Origin of the sequence: Alexandriicola marinus (assembly GCF_004000435.1) — a bacterium.
Lineage (GTDB): Bacteria > Pseudomonadota > Alphaproteobacteria > Rhodobacterales > Rhodobacteraceae > Alexandriicola > Alexandriicola marinus.
Map to the genome: position 1 here is coordinate 879,485 of NZ_RBVZ01000001.1, position 17,627 is coordinate 897,111.

A 17,627-nucleotide genomic window follows, 5' to 3' on the forward strand; every position below is an offset into this window, starting at 1 on the left:
CGCAATCCGTTACTGGATCGCAGCCAGCTCGTCGTTCAGCGCGGCGACGGTGGCGGCGGCATCCCGCTCCCCGTCGATATATTCGCGCACCAGCCGGTTGATGACCTGGCTGTTGATGATCGAGGAGGCGAGGCTCAGCTGACCCTCGTTGACACCCCAGCGCTGTGCCACGTCGAGGCCGCCGACGATCTCGTTGATCATCGCCGCGTCATACAGCTCGCCCAGCGGGGCCTTGCGGTCCACGCCCACATCCAGCGTCGACCACAACTCCGAGAAGGCGGTCGGATCGTCGGCCGTGCCGCGGCGCACCGGGAACTTGCCCTCGGGCGCGATGGCAAGGGTCTGGCCATAGCCTTCGCCCATCGAATATTCGACGAATTCCATCGCCGCGTCGGTGGCGGCATCAGACGTGATCCCGAAGTAGCGAACATCGCCCCATGCGGCGCCATCGGGGTTCGAGGGGCCGGCGAAGTTGGTGACGATGCCGGTCTTGGACGCCAGCTCGGACGAGGTCGGGTCATCGTTGATGGTGGGCGGCGCGCTGTCGCGCAGACCGGCCAGTTCGTCAAGGATGAAGGGCGACCAGATGATCATCGCGGCGTTGCCACTGAAATAGAGCGTGCGCGACTGATCCCAAAACAGATCACCCGGCGGAGAGGCTTCGGCGATCGCCTTGTAGAATTCGAGGACTTCGATTGTCGCGGCCTCGTCCAGCGGTTCGAACCCGTCGGGGCCGACGGGGCTCACGCCATTGGCTAGGAAGACATGCTCCAGAACCTGGCTCATGAAGTTTTCGTCCACCTTGGTGGCGGCGACAAAGCCATACATCTCGGGCGGGTTGTGCAGCGCATCGACGGCGGCCAGCACGTTGGCATAGGAATTCGGCGGCTCGAGCCCGTTTTCTTCGAACAGATCCGCGCGATAGACGATCATCTGCGTCCAGCCGTCCACCGGAACGGATGCATAGCCGCCGTCGAAGGACGCCATGTTCAGCGCGCCGGGCGCGAATGTATCGGCGCCAAGCGCCTCGACCACGTCGGTCGCGGCATCGGTATCAAGGATACCCGCCTCGGCCCACGGCAGGGCGTATTGCAGCGTGTGATAGATGACATCGGGCAGATCGCCCGCGGCAAAGGCGGCGGTGGTCCGCGTGCCCAGATCATTTTCCGAAACCGGGATCACCTCGACGGTGTGGCCCGTTGCGGCCGCGAAATCGGCAGCCATCTGTTCCTGACGGGCCAGCCGCTCGGGTTGTTCTTCCGTTGTCCAGAAGCGCAGCGTTTCCGCCTGTGCGCCCGATGCCAGGACCAGCGCCATCGCGGCGCCTGACAGGATTTTCGCTCTGAGTTTCATCGTTTTCCTCCCTACGATGTCAAAGATTGGGGAGCGCGCTGTTGCGCGGTCTCCCGGTCGGTCGAAGTTGGTGGGCCCATGGACCCCCGGTCCAGAAACCGGGCCGAGGCCAGTTCGCGCAGCGCCTCGGGGTCTTCGCCCCGGATGCGCCGGATCAGAAGCGCGGCAAGCCTTGCGCCACTGTAATGGTTGTCGACGGCGAAGGTATTGAGCGGCGGATCGGTGTGATCTCCCTCCGGGATGCCGTCATAGCCGATGACCGACAGGTCGCGGCCGATCACCAGCCCCAGCTTTTCGGCTGCGCGGTAGACACCGAGGGCGGCCATGTCGACGGCGCAGACAATCGCCGTGGGCCGGTCGGGCAGGGCGAGGATGCGGGCTGCGGCGTCGCTGCCGCCCTCGCGGGTGACGCAATTTCCGATCACTTGATCCTCGTTCACCGAAAGGCCCGCCGCCTGCATCGCGGCGCGAAATCCGCGCTCGCGCAGCCAGGCATAGGTATAGGTCTCGAACCCGCCGAGATAGGCGATCCGCCGATGTCCCAGCGCCACCAGCCGCTCCACCGCCGAGGCGATCGCGGCCTCGCCCTCAATGTCGAACCACGCGCAACCATGGGGATCGCGCGTGCGTCCGAACAGGACGAACGGCACGTCTTCATCGAGAAGGAGCCGGATGCGGGCATCGTCCAGACGGGCCCGAGGCAGGATGAAGCCATCGGCCTTGTGATCGGCCAGCATAGCGCGGAACGTCTCGAGCGTGGTCTCTTCGCTCGCGGAGGAGGCGACGGTCAGGGTATAGCCCTCGGCGCTGGCGGCATCAGACACGCCTGCGAGGAATTCGGCGAGGAACGGCCGGTGCGCGTCATGATCGGATTGCTGGATGACAAGCCCCAGCGACCGCGACAGTCCCGTCCGGATCGCCTGCGCCTGGCTCAGGGGCCTGTAGCCCATGGCATCGGCCTTGCGGCGGACTTTCAGGCGGGTGGCCTCGGAGATATCGGCATAATCGTTGAGCGCGCGCGACACGGTGGATTTCGTCAGACCCAGCGCGTCGGACACGTCCGAAATCGTCACCCGGCCACGCCGGCTGCGGGGTGTCGCCGCCTTCGATGTGCGTTCGGTCGCAGACATCATCTTGTCCTCCCGAGACTAGGCTCGGTTCCGAAACCGGTTTCGGCAAGAGGAAAAATCACCCTCTTCTGCCGCGCCGCAGCACGAGGTCAGGACGTCTGTAGCTGAAAGGGCCTCCGGGCGGACGAGCCTTCGGGTTATTCGCCCCGCGGGTCGGTCGTCTCGTTCAGGAGAGGCGGATCATCGTAAAGCGCCCAGCCATAGTCCCGGCCGGTCTCGGGCAGGTCATTGCGGGTCGCATTGTGGGCGAGATAGGCCTTGGCGATGAAATTCGCGGTGATCGGCGCCGTGAGGAACAGGAACAGCGTGATCAGCAACTCGTGGAACGAGAAGCTGCCCTTGACCAGCAGGAAATACAGCATCGACGCTATCAGCGCGCCGCCGACGCCAAGGGTCGTGGCCTTGGTCGGGGCGTGCAGCCGCTGCATCGTATCGTCGAGCTTGATCAGCCCGAACGATCCGACAAGTCCGAAGATGCCGCTCAGCACGATGAAAAAGCTGATGATGATCTCGACAACCATGGTCCTGTCCCCCGTTTATTCGATGATGTCGCCGCGCAGCATGAAGCGGCAATAGGCGACGGTTGAGACGAAGCCGACCATCGCGACCAGCATCGAGGCTTCGTAATAGACGGCCGTCCCCTCGAGAATCCCGTAGAGGATCAGAAGCGCGATCACGTTGATCACCATCGTGTCGAGCGCGAGGATACGGTCAGCGGCATCCGGCCCGCGCGTGATGCGCCACAGGTTGAAGATCAGCCCCAGCGTATAGCAGGCAAAGGCAAAGAGAAGGGCCGCAGATATCATACGAAGATCTCCTTCAGCCGGCGCTCATAGCGCGATTTGATCGTGTCCCTGACCTCGTCGGGCGTCTCGGTATGGAGGCAATGCACAAGGATGCTGCCCGCATCTGCCGACAAGGTGGCCGAGACCGTGCCGGGCGTCATCGTGATCGTTCCGGCCAGAACGGTGATGGCCTCGGCCGATGTCAATTCCAATGGGATGACGATCCACTGGGATTTCAGGTCGGCCTTGCGGCGGAACAGGATGATGGCGGCAACCTCGATATTGGCGACCACGATATCCCACAGCACGACCAGAAAATATTCGACAACGGCAAAGGGTTTCTGGATGCGTGGCCGGTCGGGCCAGTAGGGCGCGGTGATCATCGGCACGGCGAGGCCGAGGAACGTGGCCAGAACCACGTTGCCGACGGTCACCTTGTTCACGAGGGCCAGCCAGACGATGCCGAGTGTCAGGCTCAGGAGCGGGTGGGGGATCAGGCGGCGGATCATGGATCAACCCTCTTCCTGTTGGCCAAGGACCGCGGCGATATAGCCGTCGCGGTCGTATATCTGGGCGGTGGCGTCCTCGGCAAAGCTCATCACCGGGCCGGCAAAGATCGACATGCCGCCAAGGATTGCCAGGATCGCCATCGTGGGGGCGAGTTCCGCCACCGTCAGGCGCCGCGGTTCGGCGACCTCGGTCTCCGGCGCGGACTCATCAGGCGCGTCGGTCGGCGTGGTCTTCCAGAAGATCATGCTGCCCGCGCGTGCGAAGCCCACGATCGTCACGAGGGAGCCGATCAGGATCGCGCTCCAGGCCCAGGTGATCTGCCCGGGCATCCGCAGCGCGTCGAGAACCAGCAGCTTGCCGAGGAACCCGCTCAGCGGCGGCATTCCCGTCATCGCGATGGCCGCGCCAAAGAACAGCGCCGCCAGAAGCCCGGTCTGGGCCATGGCTGGGCGGGGCGACAGGGCCTGCCCGTCGCGGCGCGACAGCACGAGGTCGGCCAGAAGGAACAGGGCCGCCGCGGCAAGGGTCGAGTGCAGCAGGTAATAGAGCGCGGCGGCCGTCGCCTGCGGCGTCAGGGCCGCGACGGCGATCATCAGCGTGCCCATCGATCCCACGACGGAAAACGCGATCAGGGGCAGCAATTGCCGCGCGCCCAGCACGCCAAGCGCACCGAGGGCGATGGTGATGATCGCCGCCGGAAAGAGCCAGGTCCCCGGGATGTCCTGCGTCGCCTCGAGCCCCGGGCCGAACGACACGGTATGCACCCGGATGATCGCATAGGCCCCCACTTTGGTCATGATCGCGAAGAGGGCCGCGACCGGGGCTGGCGCGTTGGCATAGGTGGCCGGAAGCCAGAAATGCACCGGGAACAGCGCGGCCTTGACCGCGAAGACGATCATCAGAAGCATCGCGGCGACGCGGATCAACCCGGCCTCGGCCGGATCGGCCTCCTGGAGGCGGAGCGCGATATCGGCCATGTTGAGCGTGCCGACACTGCTGTAAAGCACACCCAGCGCGAACAGGAACAGCGTCGATCCCGCGAGGTTGATGACCACGTATTGCAGGCCCGCACGCATCCGTTCGCGGCCACCGCCATGGATCATCAGGCCATAGGACGCGATCAGAAGCACCTCGAAGAAGACGAACAGGTTGAACACGTCACCTGTCAGGAACGCGCCCGCGATGCCCATCAGCTGAAACTGGAACAGCGCGTGGAAATGGCGGCCCCGCGCATCCCATCCCGTTGCGATCGCGTGGATCAGCACCGCGAGGCCCAGAACCATGGTCAGCAGAACGAGGATCGCCGAGAGCCGGTCCAGCACCAGAACGATGCCGAAGGGGGCGGGCCAGTTGCCAAGGTCATAGACCTGCGTCTCGCCGCCCGCCGCACTGACCGTCAGACCCATTGCGATTGCAACTAGAACGATGGTTCCGGCGACCGACGCGATCCGCGCCATCGTCAGGTCGTGACGCATCACGAAGCCGATGATCGGCGCCAGAAGGGCCGGCAGAAGAACGGGAAGAATTATCCAGTGGCTCATCATGCCCGGTCCTCGTCACCTGCAGGGGCGGGATCGTCCATGTTGATCTCGTCGGTTTCCGCCTCGAAGAACGCGCCGAGCGCGATCATCACCAGAACGGCCGTCATCCCGAAGGAGATCACGATCGCCGTCAGAACCAGCGCCTGAGGAAGCGGGTCGGTATAGCTCGCCTCGCCGTATTTCTGCAGCACCGGGGGCATGTTGATGGCCAGCCGACCCGAGGCGAACAGGAATACGTTCACCGCGTAGGACAGCAGCGCAAGCCCAAGGATCACGGGGAAAGACCGCAGGCGCAGGACAAGATAGACGCCCCCCGCGGTCAAAACGCCGACGGCGCTGGCAACGATTAGTTCCATTGTCAGACCTCTCCCTTTTCGTCGACGATTGCCTGCTTGGGGTCGTAATCCATCGGATCGACGTTGATCGGCTCACCCGCATAGCGCGCGATCCGCGACAGGCTGTAGAGCATCAGCATCACCGCCCCCAGAACCGTCATGAACACACCCAGATCAAACAGGAACGCGGTTCCGATGCCGAATTCCTCGATCGGAGGCAGTTCGACATAGCCGTAGAGACTTGTCAGGAAGGGCGAGTTGTAAAGCCAGGCGGCCGCGCCGGTCAGACCCGCGACAAGCGCGCCGATGCCGATCAGCGCGTGGTATTCGACCCGCTGGCGGTTCTGCGTCCAGGCAAAGCCCGACGCCATGTATTGCATCAGAAGCGCGATCGAGATGACGAGGCCCGCGACAAACCCGCCGCCGGGCTGGTTATGGCCCCGCAGGAAGATGTACACGCCCACCATCACCGCGATCGGCATCATCACCCGGGTCGCGACAACCATCATCAGCGGATGGCGGTCGCGCGACCGGTTCTGTGCATAGTCGGTATTGCGCAGCCGCCGCGCGGCGGGTCCGTTCAGAAGCGTATCCATCAGGGCATAGATCACGAACCCCGCGATGCCGAGCACGATGATCTCGCCATAGGTGTCATAGCCGCGGAAATCCACGAGGATGACGTTCACCACATTGGTGCCGCCGCCCCCGGTGTAGGAGTTTTCAAGGTGATAGCCCGAGATCGTGTCGACATCGCGCAGCATGAAGGCATAGGCCAAGGCACCCACGCCGCCGCCGGCCGCGATCGCGATCACGCCGTCGCGCAGCTTGAGCAGGCCGGAGCTTTCCCTCGGCGTCGATTTCGGCATGAAATGCAGCGCCAGCAGCAACAGCATGATCGTCACCGTCTCGACCGAGATCTGCGTCAGCGCGAGGTCTGGGGCCGACAGGAACACGAAGCCGAAAGAAATCATCAGGCCGATGATCCCGATCAGCACGAGTGCCCGGAACCTGTGATGGTGCATCACCACGATCGACCCGGTCGCCACGATCAGCATCAGCCAGCCCGCCAGAACAGGAAGCGAGACCGGCAGCATCTCGCGCGACGGGGTGGCAAGCCCGCTTCCGCCGAAGGCCACGGCCCCCAGCGCGACCGAAGCGACGATCAGGATCGCCAGGTAGCGGCTGATCGAGCCATTGTGGCTTGCCTCCGTGACGCGGCGCGACAGGGCGGCCACCTGTGCCACGATCCAGTCGAAGATCGCCTTTGCCTCGGGGCGGGGCAGGGCGTTCCAGATGCGGTTCAGCCCGCCGTGCAGGGCAAGGAACACGAGCCCGCCCACCACGGCAATGATCGACATGAAGAGCGCGGCATTCACGCCGTGCCAGATCTTGAGCGAGTAATAGGGCATCTCGGCATCGCCGATCACCGCACCGCCTGCCACCGCGACCAGCGGGCCGACGATCGCCGCCGGCACGATGCCGATCACGACGACAAGAGTCGCCAGAAACGCAGGCCCGGCCCACATGCCGAAGGGCGGATCATGCGGCTTGGATGGATAATCGTCGCGCACCGGGCCAAAGAACACATGCCAGATGAAGCGCAGCGAATAGGCCACCGACAACAGCGCCCCGACGGTCGCCAGAACGGCGACGATCAGCGGGTTGCCCGCCCATGTCGTGTCATGCGCCGCGTCGAGCATCATTTCCTTCGACAGGAACCCGTTGAACAGCGGAATCCCCGCCATCGACAGCGCGGCGATTGTGCCGATCACGAAGGTCACCGGCATCAGCCTGCGCAACCCGCCCAACCGGTTGATGTCGCGGGTTCCGGTCTCGTGGTCGATGATACCGGCGGTCATGAAGAGCGCGGCCTTGAACGTCAGGTGGTTGATGATGTGAAAGACCGCGACCACGGCGGCAAAGGGCGTGCCGATGCCCAGAAGCATGGTCAGAAGGCCGAGGTGGCTGACCGTCGAAAAGGCCAGAAGCGCCTTGAGGTCATCCTTGAAGAGCGCGATCAGCGCGCCGATCACCATCGTGACAAGGCCGGTGGTCGCCACGATGTAGAACCACGCATCCGTCCCGGCGAGTGCGGGCCACATCCGCGCCATCAGGAACACGCCCGCCTTCACCATGGTGGCCGAATGCAGGTAGGCCGACACCGGCGTGGGCGCCGCCATCGCGTGCGGCAGCCAGAAATGGAACGGGAATTGCGCCGACTTGGTGAAGGCGCCCAGCAGGATCAGGATCAGCGCGGGGATATACCAGTCCGAGGCCCGGATCGCGTCGCCGGCCTGAAGGATCTCGGATATCTTGTAGCTGCCCGCGATATCGCCAAGGATCAGCATCCCCCCGATCATTGCAAGACCGCCGGCACCGGTGACCGCAAGCGCCATGCGCGCGCCCTGACGGCCCTCGGGCAGATGGCTCCAGAACCCGATCAGCAGGAAGGACGACAGCGAGGTCAGTTCCCAGAAGATCAGCAAAAGCAGGATGTTGTCCGACAGAACGATGCCCAGCATCGCGCCCTGGAACAACAGAAGATAGGTGAAGAACACTCCCATCGGATCGTTACCCGACAGGTAGAAGCGCGCATAGAGCGTGATCAGAAGCCCGATGCCGAGGATCATGCCCGCGAACAGCAGGCTCAGCCCGTCGAGCATGAAGCTGGCCGTCAGGCCAAGCTGCGGCAGCCATTCGATTTCGGCGTGAATTGTCTCGCCCCGCATGACGGCGGGCGCCAGCACCAGAAGAAGCAGGAGGGCGAGCGCGGTCGGAAACGCGGTAAACCATGCACACGCCGTGCGTCCGGCCCGGATCATGACCCCGGGGAGGAGTGCTCCAAGAAATGGCAGGAGCGCGATAATCACCAGAAAATTGCTTGAGTCTGTCACTGGCCCGATCTCTTGTTCCGATTTCGGGATGAGATAGAGTTCGAATGCCGGAATAACAATCAAAACCGGTCAGGAATTCGAAACGACAGCCGAAATACGGGACGCAAATTGTCGCATATTTGTGCAGTGGTAAAGATTTGGGCGCTGAAAAGAATGACCACACCCACCTCGCTTGGCCGGCGACCCCTGTGGTCGGCGGATGACCGCGTGACCGCCGACCGTGTCTCATCCGATGCGGGTGGATATCTGTCATGCTAAGTCTCTTCGCTGACCGGACCTATCGGCACCTCTTCCTCGCCCAGATCGTGGCGCTTGTGGGAACCGGGCTGGCCACCGTCGCGCTTGGGCTTCTGGCCTATGATCTGGCCGGCGGCGACGCGGGGATGGTTCTGGGCACGGTCTTCACCATCAAGATGGTGGCCTATGTGGGCATCGCGCCCGTCGCCGGGGCCTTTGCCGCGCGGGTGAACCGGCGGCGGCTTCTCGTGGTGCTCGATCTCGTCCGCGCGGCTGCGGCCCTGTGCCTGCCTTTCGTCACCGAAATCTGGCAGGTCTATGTGCTGATCTTCGCTCTGCAATCGGCCTCGGCGGCCTTCACGCCGACCTTTCAGGCCACGATCCCCGACGTTCTGCCCGACGAGGCGCGCTATACGCGGGCGCTGTCCCTGTCGCGTCTGGCCTATGATCTGGAGAATATCGCAAGCCCGACGCTGGCCGGACTTCTGCTCGCGGTGATGAGCTACAATTCCTTGTTCCTCGGAACGGTTCTGGGGTTCGCGGCCTCGGCGGCGCTTGTGGTGTCGGTCGTGCTGCCGGGGGCGAAACCGGCCGCGCCGCGGGGCATCTATGACCGCACGACGCGCGGCACCCGGATTTATCTGGCAACGCCGCGCCTGCGGGGATTGCTGGCGCTCAACATCGCGGTCTCGGCGGGCGGGGCGATGGTTCTGGTGAATTCCGTTGTGCTGGTGCGTGGGGTGCTGGGGCTTGATCCGACGGCGCTGGCCTGGACGATGTTCGCCTTTGGTGCGGGATCGATGATCGCGGCGCTCGCCCTGCCGCGGCTGCTTGATCATGTGGCGGACCGGCCCGTGATGATCGGGGGCGCGATGGTGATCGTGCTGACACAGGCGGGCCTTGCCGGCTCGATCGCGGCAAGCGGGCTGGGATGGCCGGCCCTGTTGATCGCTTGGCTTGTCATGGGGGTGGGATATTCCGCGGTTCTTACGCCGTCGGGGCGGCTGTTGCGGCGCTCGTCCCATGCCGAGGACCGGCCGGCGTTGTTTGCTGCCCAGTTCGCACTCAGCCATGCGTGCTGGCTTGTGACCTATCCGCTTTCGGGCTGGCTGATGACGCGCTTTGGCCCCGTCGTGGCCCTGATCTGCCTCGCGATCCTGTCGGCGTCGGGGGCCCTGGCCGCGCTGCGCCTCTGGCCCCGCGAAGACCCCGAGACCTTTGTGCATACCCATGACAACCTGCCCCTTGATCACCCGCATCTGAAAGGCAACCGGCGGCATGCCCATCGCTTTGTCGTGGATGATGAGCACCCGCGCTGGGGATCGCAGCTCTGACAGCCCCCGAGCCTTCATGAATTTTTCATGACACGTCGGTTTAGGGCTTCGAATGGCCTCTTATTTCGAATATTCGTGAAATATGGAAACAGAGATCTCATCCCGTCTCGCGATTCTGGGCCATCCGCAGCGGCTGGCGCTGTTCCGGTTGTTGATGCGCCGGTATCCCGACCACGTTCCCGCAGGCGAACTTGCCTCGGCGCTTGGCTGCAAGGCCTCGACCTTGTCGGCCTATCTTGCGTCCCTGATGCAGGCGGGGCTTGTCCGTCAGACGCGGGACGGGACGTCGCGTCTCTATGCAATCGACATGACACAGGTGGGGCGCACGCTCGATTACCTGATGCTCGACTGCTGCCGGGGCCGACCCGACCTCTGCTCCCCGTTTTCAAAAGATGAAGGAGTGCGCCACGTGCCCCAGACCAAATTCAAGGTGCTGTTCATCTGCACCGGCAATTCCGCCCGCTCGATCCTTGCGGAATCGATCCTCCGCAGGGAGGGCGGTGACAGGTTCGAGGCCTATTCCGCAGGCACCCGCGCGAGATCGGAGCTGAACCCCGTGGCGCTCGAGGTGCTGGCGCAGAAGGGACATGACGTGTCCATGCTGCGTGCCAAGAACATCGCCGAGTTTCAGGGCGCCGGAGCCCCGACATTCGATTTCGTCTTCACGGTCTGCAATCGTGCCGCGAACGAGGATTGCCCGGCATGGCAGGGGCAGCCCGTCAGCGCCCATTGGGGCATGCCCGATCCGGTTGCGGTCGAGGGCACGGCTGCCGAGAAAAGCCTTGCGTTCCATCATGCCTACGGCGCGCTCCTCAACCGGATCAAGACCTTCACAGCCCTGCCGATCGAGACGCTCGACCGGATCAGCCTTCAGCGCGCGGTCGATGATATCGCGCAGGTTGGCCGGGGGGTATCGGCATGACGGTCTATGCGATCAACGGCCTTGGCCGGATCGGGAAGCTGGCCCTGCGTCCCTTGCTGGAACGGGGCGCACAGATCGCCTGGATCAATGACGCGGTCGGCGATCCCGAGATGCATGCGCATCTGCTGGAGTTCGACACCGTCCATGGCCGCTGGCCCGCCGGGTTTGCGCATGACGAGAACAGCATCACAATCGGGGGCACACGGCTGCCCTTCATCGGGACGCGTGATCTGTCGGCGCTCCCGCTCGATGGCGTGGACGTAGTCATCGACTGCACCGGCGTCTTCAAGTCCGAGGCGGCCCTTGCCCCCTATTTCGAGGCCGGGGTGAAGCGGGTTGTCGTCTCGGCGCCGGTCAAGGACGGGCCGACCGCGAATATCGTCTACGGCGTGAACGAGGGCACCTATGCTCCCGAGAAACACCGCATCATCACCGCCGCAAGCTGCACGACGAATTGCCTCGCGCCCGTGGTTAAGGTTCTGCATGAAAAGATCGGGATAAAGCACGGGTCAATCACGACAATCCATGATGTCACCAATACCCAGACCATCGTCGATCGCCCGGCCAAGGATCTGCGCCGCGCGCGATCTGCGCTGAATTCTCTGATCCCGACGACAACGGGCTCGGCGACAGCGATCACGCTGATCTACCCCGAACTCAAGGGCCGGCTGAACGGTCATGCAGTCCGGGTGCCGCTCTTGAATGCCTCCCTGACGGACTGCGTCTTCGAGATGTCGCGGGATACGACGGTCGAAGAGGTCAACGGCCTGTTCAGGGCCGCCTCCGAAGGCGCGCTGAAGGGTATCCTCGGATACGAGACCCGGCCGCTTGTCTCGGCCGACTACACCAACGACACCCGCTCGAGCATCATCGACGCGCCCTCCACCATGGTGGTCAATGGAACGCAGGTGAAGGTCTATGCATGGTATGACAACGAGATGGGCTATGCGCACCGGCTCGTCGATGTGGCGTTCATGGTCGGAGCGGCGCCGTGAGTGACAAGGCCGAGGGCCTGAGCGCCTATATCGCCGTCACCGCGGCCTACTGGGCCTTCATGCTGACGGACGGGGCGCTGCGGATGCTGGTCCTGCTGCATTTCCATACGCTGGGCTTTTCGCCAGTGCAGCTTGCCTATCTCTTCGTGCTCTATGAAATCGCGGGCATGATCACGAACCTGTCGGCGGGCTGGCTCGCGGCGCGGTTCGGGCTGACCTCGACGCTTTATGCCGGGCTCGGCCTTCAGGTTGTGGCGCTTCTCGCGCTGGCGCAGCTTGATCCGGACTGGGCGATCGGCCTGTCGGTCGCCTATGTCATGGTCGTTCAGGGGGCGAGCGGCGTGGCCAAGGATCTGGCCAAGATGTCGTCGAAATCGGCGGTCAAGCTTCTGGCGCCGGAGGAAGGTGGTGGGCTGTTTCGCTGGGTCGCGTTGCTGACCGGATCAAAGAACGCGGTCAAGGGCCTTGGTTTTCTGCTGGGGGCCGCACTTCTGGCCATTTCGGGTTTTGTCGGGGCTGTGCTTGTCATGGCCGCGGTTCTGGGCGTGATCCTGATCGCCGTCGTCATCGCGATGCCACCGGGCTTGCCCAGAGGCCGAAAGGGGGCCAGGGTTTCGGACGTGTTCTCGAAATCGGCCAACGTCAACTGGCTGAGCGCGGCCCGTGTCTTCCTGTTCGGTGCGCGGGATGTCTGGTTCGTGGTCGGGATCCCTGTCTATTTCTATGCCGTCCTGTCGGACGGCACGGAGGCGGGCAACCGGGCGGCCTTCTTCATGATCGGAACGTTCATGGCGCTTTGGATCATCCTTTATGGTGGCGTTCAGGCGCTGGCGCCCCGGATATTGCGCGCGGCCACCCGACCGGAGAGCGCGTTGATCCGCGCGGCACGCGGCTGGGCCCTGGCGCTCGCGGCGGTGCCGCTGGCCCTGACAATCGCCGCGCTTGTTGCGCCGGGGCCGGCGCCATGGCTGACGGCCAGCCTAGTTGTCGGGCTTCTGGCCTTCGGCGCGATCTTTGCCGTGAATTCCGCGCTGCATTCCTATCTTATCCTTGCCTTTACCCGGGCCGAACGTGTGACGATGGATGTGGGGTTCTACTACATGGCCAATGCGGGGGGCCGGCTGGCGGGCACGATCCTGTCGGGCCTGACCTATCAATTGGGCGGGCTGCCCCTGATGCTGGGCACGGCCACGGTGATGGTCGCTCTGTCGGCGCTGGCGGCCGGCCGGCTGACGGCCGGGCAGGGCGGGGTGGCCCCGGCATGAGCGGGTTCGAGCGGTATCTGAGCCTCTGGATCGCGCTGGCCATGGCGGCGGGCATCCTTCTGGGGGCGGTGGCGCCCGCGCTGATCGAGGCGATCGCAGCGGCCGAGGTGGCCCGCGTGAACCTCGTCGTGGCGGTCCTGATCTGGGCGATGGTCTATCCGATGATGGTGGGCGTCGATCCGTCGAGCCTGCGGGACGTGGTCAAACAGCCACGCGGTCTGGCCATCACTCTGGTGGTCAACTGGCTGATCAAGCCGTTCACGATGGCAGCACTCGGCGTTGTGTTCTTCGAGGTGGTCTTTGCCGATCTGATCGACCCCGAAGATGCGCAGCAATACATCGCCGGCCTGATCCTGCTGGGGGCCGCGCCTTGCACGGCGATGGTCTTCGTCTGGTCGCAACTGACCCGCGGGGACGAGGGCTATACCCTGCTGCAGGTCTCGGTGAACGACGTGATCATGGTTTTTGCCTTCGCGCCGATCGTGGCCTTCCTTCTGGGGGTGACGGATATCGTCGTCCCGTGGGGCACGCTGGTCCTGTCAGTCGTGCTGTTCGTGGCCTTGCCTCTGGCGGCGGGCTTGCTGACCCGCGCCCGGCTGGGGACGGCGTCGCGGATCGCGGCCTTCCGCGACCGGATCAAGCCGTGGTCGATGGTGGGGCTGATCGCGACGGTCATGATCCTGTTCGGGCTTCAGGGGCAGGTGATTCTCGACGGGCCGATGGTGATCGCGCTGATCGCCGTTCCGATCGTGATCCAGTCCTACGGGATCTTCGCGCTGGCCTATGCGGCGGCATTCGTCATGCGGGTGCCGCACCGAATCGCGGCGCCCTGCGCGCTGATCGGCACGTCGAACTTCTTCGAACTCGCCGTCGCGGTGGCGATCAGCCTGTTCGGGCTGAATTCCGGGGCGGCGCTTGCGACCGTCGTGGGCGTTCTGGTCGAGGTTCCGGTCATGCTGTCGCTGGTGGCCTTTGCCAACCGCACCCGAACGCGATTCTCCTGAAACGCGACGACAGGTCATCGCGCGGTTGTTTCCTGATCGGGGGTGGGTATGATGGCGCCTGTCAATTGGGGGCCGGAAAGCGGGAAACGCTGTCTCTGGCATATTCGTGACAAAAAAAATGGAAAAAACAGGAAGGTATAGAAGATGTCGAATGACACCTATGGGAAAAGCATGACCACGCGCCGGGCCGTTCTTGGCTCGGGGGCGGCGATTGCCGGCCTCGCGATGACCGGTCTGGGAGCAGGGCCCGCGCGGGCCCAGCAGCGCGGCGGCACTTTCCGTGTTGCGAAAGGCCACGGCAACACGACCGATACGCTCGATCCGGCGACCTGGACCAACGGGTTCATGCTGGGCCTGTCCTACGGCATACATGGCTATTTGACCGGCTTTGCCCGTGACGGCAGCATCGAGCCGCAAATCGCTGAAAGCTGGGAGGCGTCGGCCGATGCCTCTGTCTGGCGGTTCAACATCCGTCAGGGTGTGACATTCCACGATGGGATGACGCTGACGCCGGAACATGTTGCGACATCGATCAATTATCATCGTGGCGACGATTCCACATCCGCCGCGAAGCCGCTTCTCGAGGCGGTGCAGGACATCTCGATCGATGGCAATGCGGTTGTCTTCACACTCGACGCCGGAAACGCCGACTTCCCCGCCGCTCTGACAGACTATCATCTGACGATCATGCCTCCGGGTGACGATCGCGGGATCGACTGGCGCTCGGGCAATGGATGCGGACCTTATCGTCTGGTGAGCTTCCAGCCGGGTGTGCTGGCCACGTTTGCGCGCAATACCAACGACTGGGATCAGAACCGGGGCTTCTTTGACGAAGTCGAGATGCTCTCGATCATCGACCTCAACGCCCGGACGACCGCGCTCATCACCGGCGATGTCCATTGTATCGACAAGCTCGATCTCAAGACCGCGGGGCTTCTGGGTCGCGACCCGAACGTGACCATCGAATCGGTTGCAGGCAACCAGCACTACACATTTGCCATGCACGCCAACACGGCTCCGTTCGATGACGTGAATGTCCGGCTCGCTCTGAAGTACGGGATCAACCGGCAGGAGCTTGTCGACAAGATCCTCTTCGGCTTCGGCTCCGTCGGCAACGACCACCCGATCGGTCAGGGCCAGCGCTTCTTCAACACCGAGCTGGCACAGACGGAATACGATCCCGATCGCGCCCGGTTCCATTTGACCGAGGCGGGTCTGGATGGCCTGAGCGTCCGGCTTTCGGCCGCTGACGCAGCCTTCCCGGGTGCGGTGGATGCCGCGACGCTCTTCCAGGCCTCGGCGGCAAGCGCCGGGATCGAGATCGACGTCAACCGCGTTCCCAGCGATGGCTACTGGTCCGATGTCTGGCTGAAGGATCCCTTCTCGGCCGTCTATTGGGGTGGTCGCCCGACGGAAGACGCGATGTTCACCACGGCCTATGCTGCCGATGCGGCATGGAACGATACCAAGTGGCAGAACGCGCGGTTCAACGAGCTTCTCGTGACAGCGCGGGCCGAGCTCGACGATGCAAAACGTCGGGAGATGTATTACGAGATGCAGGCCATCGTGAACCAGGACGGCGGCGCGATCATCCCGATGTTCGCCAGCTACGTGTTTGCCCTGCGCCCCGGGATCGAGACCGGCGGCGTCTATTCCTCGCATTGGGATATGGATGGCGAACGCTGGATGGAGCGTTGGTCGTTCGCATAAGATGTGACCGCGAGACAGGATCGGGCCGGGATGCGTTCGCGCGTCCCGGCCCTTTTCGTTCAGTCGCCCCGGCGACCGTGCCGCAGCCGCTCTGTTACCGGCTTGACCCCTTCATAGAGCGCGCGGAACGCGGCGAAGCGATCTTCCGCGAGCGCCGATGCTGACGGATCGGGCTCGAAGCTGCGGTCCGTGACGACGAGCGAACGGGCGGCCTGTGCCAGATCGGGCATCTCGCCCGAGGCGACCCCCGCCATCACCAGCGCGCCCATGGCGCCGGCCTCGGGTGCGGCGACCCGGTCGAGCCTGCGGCCCAGCGCATCAGCCCGTATGCCGCACCAGATATCCGACCGCGCGCCGCCGCCGCCATGGCGCAGCGCGGTGATCCGGCGGGCGCCGCTTTGCTCGATCGCCTCGATGGCCAGCCGCGCGGCGAAGGCCACGCCCTCCATGACCGCGGCCACCATCTCTGCCGGTCCGGTCGATAATGTCAGCCCGGCAAAGGCCCCCCGCGACGACGCGTCCCACAGGGGCGCCCGCTCGCCCTCCAGATGGGGCAGGAACAGGGGGCTCGTCGCCGTGATGTGCGCGGCCCCGGCAAGGGACGACAGGTCCCCGATGTCCCGGCCCAGCAGCCGCGCGACCCAGCCGAGCGAGGCGCCGCCCGATTGCGTCGGCCCGGCGTGCAGCGTGATGCCGCGCCAGTCGGGGAATGTGATGATGCCCGGCGCGCCGGGCCGGTCTGAGGAAATCAGGCCCAGAACCTCGCTCGTGCCCGACAGATACATCGCCTCGCCATCCGCCGCGACGCCAAGCCCGAACATGCTCGCCCAGGCATCCATCGTGCCATTGGCCACGGGCACGCCCGCGAAGGGCAGGCCGTCCCGGACCCGTCCCACGATATCGAGCGGGTCGCGCAAGGGCGGGAGCCGGTCCGCGGCCTCATCGATCAGGGCGAGGACCGCACCGGCATAGCGCAGATCGGTGCCTACAAGCCCGACGGAGGAGAGCGGGTCGGTCACGACCTCGCCGGTCAGGCGGGCGATGATGTGATCCTTGGGAAGCATCAGATGCACGGCCTCTGACCACATCCCGGGCGCTGTCTCCGCAAACCACGCCATGCGCGCAAGGGCGTGGCTGGCATCTATGGGGATCGGCGCGCCGAGGGCGCGCGTCTTGGCATCGGGGTCAATCGCCGCATCCAGCCGGGCCGCCTGCGCGGCGGCACGGGTGTCCTGCCATGTCAGCGCGGGGTGAAGCGGCATGCCTAAAGCGTCGGTCGGCAGATGTGTGTTGACCTGCGACGTGATCCCGATCGCCACAACGTCGCCCGCGCGCGGATGCGCGGCAAAGCGGTGGAGCGCGGCTTCCACATGGTGCATCCATGCGGCCGGGTTCTGCAGGGCCGCGCCGGGGGACGGACGGTCCGTGTCATGGTGGCCGGAATAGGCGTCGAGCCGGGCGCCGCCGGGGGCGCCCATCACCGCCTTGACCGAGCTTGTTCCCACGTCGATGCCGATGAAGACCGGCCCTGTTTCCCCGCTATGCATTACCTGCCTCTTCGCCGTTGCCGGATATGGACCATCCTGTGGCCTTATGACAATCTTACCGCCGG

15 protein-coding genes are annotated in these 17,627 nt (G+C 64.5%); 6 read left to right on the top strand and 9 right to left on the bottom strand.

What is annotated here, in order from left to right:
* Positions 1–9 precede the first annotated feature (9 nt).
* From EP376_RS04360 to EP376_RS04395, 8 genes are all read right to left on the bottom strand, one after another.
* Complete coding sequence (locus EP376_RS04360) at positions 10–1,353, bottom strand: ABC transporter substrate-binding protein (RefSeq protein ID WP_127654303.1); 1,344 nt, start codon at positions 1,351–1,353, stop codon at positions 10–12.
* A gap of 11 nt (positions 1,354–1,364) precedes the next feature.
* Positions 1,365–2,486: a LacI family DNA-binding transcriptional regulator gene (locus EP376_RS04365; RefSeq protein WP_238928568.1), complete on the bottom strand. Its 1,122-nt coding sequence runs from the start codon at positions 2,484–2,486 to the stop codon at positions 1,365–1,367.
* 134 nt (positions 2,487–2,620) lie between these two features.
* Complete coding sequence (locus tag EP376_RS04370; RefSeq protein WP_127654304.1) at positions 2,621–3,004, bottom strand: Na+/H+ antiporter subunit G; 384 nt, start codon at positions 3,002–3,004, stop codon at positions 2,621–2,623.
* A 15-nt stretch (positions 3,005–3,019) separates the two neighbouring features.
* Positions 3,020–3,289, bottom strand: coding sequence for a K+/H+ antiporter subunit F (locus EP376_RS04375; RefSeq protein WP_127654305.1), 270 nt, complete (start codon positions 3,287–3,289; stop codon positions 3,020–3,022).
* Positions 3,286–3,777 carry a Na+/H+ antiporter subunit E gene (locus tag EP376_RS04380; RefSeq protein WP_127654306.1) on the bottom strand — a complete coding sequence of 164 codons (492 nt, stop codon included), beginning with the start codon at positions 3,775–3,777 and terminating at the stop codon, positions 3,286–3,288. Before EP376_RS04380 ends, EP376_RS04375 begins: the two co-directional genes overlap by 4 nt.
* Before the next feature lie 3 nt (positions 3,778–3,780).
* Complete coding sequence (locus EP376_RS04385; RefSeq protein ID WP_127654719.1) at positions 3,781–5,319, bottom strand: monovalent cation/H+ antiporter subunit D; 1,539 nt, start codon at positions 5,317–5,319, stop codon at positions 3,781–3,783.
* Positions 5,319–5,675 carry a Na+/H+ antiporter subunit C gene (locus EP376_RS04390; RefSeq protein WP_127654307.1) on the bottom strand — a complete coding sequence of 119 codons (357 nt, stop codon included), beginning with the start codon at positions 5,673–5,675 and terminating at the stop codon, positions 5,319–5,321. The genes EP376_RS04385 and EP376_RS04390 overlap by 1 nt, the downstream gene beginning before the upstream one ends.
* Positions 5,676–5,677: 2 nt before the next feature.
* Positions 5,678–8,548 (bottom strand): monovalent cation/H+ antiporter subunit A, encoded by a 2,871-nt coding sequence (locus tag EP376_RS04395; RefSeq protein ID WP_127654308.1) that lies wholly within the window; start codon positions 8,546–8,548, stop codon positions 5,678–5,680.
* A 251-nt stretch (positions 8,549–8,799) separates the two neighbouring features.
* On the opposite strand from EP376_RS04395, the gene EP376_RS04400 reads away from it, so the two are divergent.
* From EP376_RS04400 to EP376_RS04425, 6 genes are all read left to right on the top strand, one after another.
* Positions 8,800–10,119: an MFS transporter gene (locus EP376_RS04400; RefSeq protein WP_127654309.1), complete on the top strand. Its 1,320-nt coding sequence runs from the start codon at positions 8,800–8,802 to the stop codon at positions 10,117–10,119.
* An 82-nt stretch (positions 10,120–10,201) separates the two neighbouring features.
* The gene (locus tag EP376_RS04405) at positions 10,202–11,041 is read left to right on the top strand and encodes an arsenate reductase/protein-tyrosine-phosphatase family protein (RefSeq protein WP_127654310.1); all 840 of its coding nucleotides are present in this window, start codon (positions 10,202–10,204) and stop codon (positions 11,039–11,041) included.
* Positions 11,038–12,036 (top strand): ArsJ-associated glyceraldehyde-3-phosphate dehydrogenase, encoded by a 999-nt coding sequence (locus tag EP376_RS04410; protein WP_127654311.1) that lies wholly within the window; start codon positions 11,038–11,040, stop codon positions 12,034–12,036. Before EP376_RS04405 ends, EP376_RS04410 begins: the two co-directional genes overlap by 4 nt.
* The gene (gene arsJ / locus EP376_RS04415; protein ID WP_127654312.1) at positions 12,033–13,301 is read left to right on the top strand and encodes an organoarsenical effux MFS transporter ArsJ; all 1,269 of its coding nucleotides are present in this window, start codon (positions 12,033–12,035) and stop codon (positions 13,299–13,301) included. Before EP376_RS04410 ends, arsJ begins: the two co-directional genes overlap by 4 nt.
* Positions 13,298–14,305: an ACR3 family arsenite efflux transporter gene (arsB, locus tag EP376_RS04420; protein ID WP_127654313.1), complete on the top strand. Its 1,008-nt coding sequence runs from the start codon at positions 13,298–13,300 to the stop codon at positions 14,303–14,305. Before arsJ ends, arsB begins: the two co-directional genes overlap by 4 nt.
* Positions 14,306–14,449: 144 nt before the next feature.
* Positions 14,450–16,015, top strand: coding sequence for an ABC transporter substrate-binding protein (locus tag EP376_RS04425; protein ID WP_127654314.1), 1,566 nt, complete (start codon positions 14,450–14,452; stop codon positions 16,013–16,015).
* A 59-nt stretch (positions 16,016–16,074) separates the two neighbouring features.
* Here the strand turns inward: EP376_RS04425 and EP376_RS04430 are convergent, their stop codons facing one another.
* Positions 16,075–17,562 (bottom strand): xylulokinase, encoded by a 1,488-nt coding sequence (locus EP376_RS04430; protein WP_127654315.1) that lies wholly within the window; start codon positions 17,560–17,562, stop codon positions 16,075–16,077.
* Between the last annotated feature and the right edge of the window lie 65 nt (positions 17,563–17,627).